This window comes from uncultured Neptuniibacter sp. (assembly GCF_947498015.1).
Lineage (GTDB): Bacteria > Pseudomonadota > Gammaproteobacteria > Pseudomonadales > Balneatricaceae > Neptuniibacter.
Genome location: NZ_CANMIR010000027.1, coordinates 1 through 1,022 on the forward strand (window position 1 = coordinate 1; position 1,022 = coordinate 1,022).

2 protein-coding genes are annotated in these 1,022 nt (G+C 48.4%); both read right to left on the reverse strand.

Going from position 1 to position 1,022, the window contains the following annotated elements:
* Nucleotides 1-398, reverse strand: a 398-nt coding sequence (locus Q0882_RS16610) for a universal stress protein (RefSeq protein WP_299184088.1), incomplete at its 3' end; no start/stop codon positions are given.
* Between the two features lie 60 nt (nt 399-458).
* Nucleotides 459-1,022 (reverse strand): TRAP transporter large permease subunit (locus Q0882_RS16615; RefSeq protein WP_299184091.1); only part of this gene is annotated, 564 nt, incomplete at its 5' end.

Genomic DNA, 1,022 nt, shown 5'->3' on the forward strand with positions numbered 1-1,022 from the left:
CCTGAATGGGGACGTGTCCCCATCACAATCACATCTGCATCGATCTCATCCGCAGCATCAACAATCGCTTTCCAGGGTTTGCCCTCCCGAATCAGCGAGCCAACCTGATCCTCTTTAAGCATCTCATTCTCTTCAAGTTCCTCTTTGAAGAACTTATCGATACGAGACTCCAGTTTGGATTTAAGGTCACCCAAACTGTTTTCATACATCTCTCGCAAACCATCCTCTTTCAGCAGAGATTGGAGTGCCATATTGTCCTGATGCTCATTTTCCAGCACATGCAGGTAAGTGATCTGTGCATCATAATGCCCACACAGGCTGACCGCAGCCCGAAACGCTGGGCGTGAGCCTTTTTCAATATCAGATGCATAAAGAATTTTCTTAACGCCAGGAATCATTTTTCACCTCACTCACAAGGAGTAGAAATAAAAAGGACAGGCGGAAGCCTGTCCAGATAATCAAGTTCGATACAGCAATTCAGGCAGGAACAGCGATATTGCCGGAATCAGTGTAATCAGGGCCAGACGTATAATATCCGCACACCAGAACGGCGTTACACCCTTGAAGATCGTACTTGCCTTCACATCACGCAACACCGCACTGAGCACGAACACGTTCATCCCTACCGGTGGCGTAATCAGACTGATCTCTGTTACGACCACAACAACAATACCGAACCACACCAGATCAAAGCCCAGGCTTTGTACCAGCGGGAAGAAGATCGGCACGGTCAGCAGCAACATCGACAGACTTTCAAAGACCATACCCAAAATGATGTAGATACCCAGAATCACCAGGATCACCATCATCGGCGATACATCCAGATTGGTAACAAAACTCAGCAAATCAGCTGGCAGTCCTGCACGGTTGATGAAGTTAGAAAAGATCAGCGCGCCAATCACCACACCAAACAACATTGTGGTAGTACGCGCGGTGTCCGTCAGAATATCGAACAGACTTCCCCAGGTCAGACTCTTACGTGCCATCGCGATACAGAATGCACCACCGGCACCAATACCCGC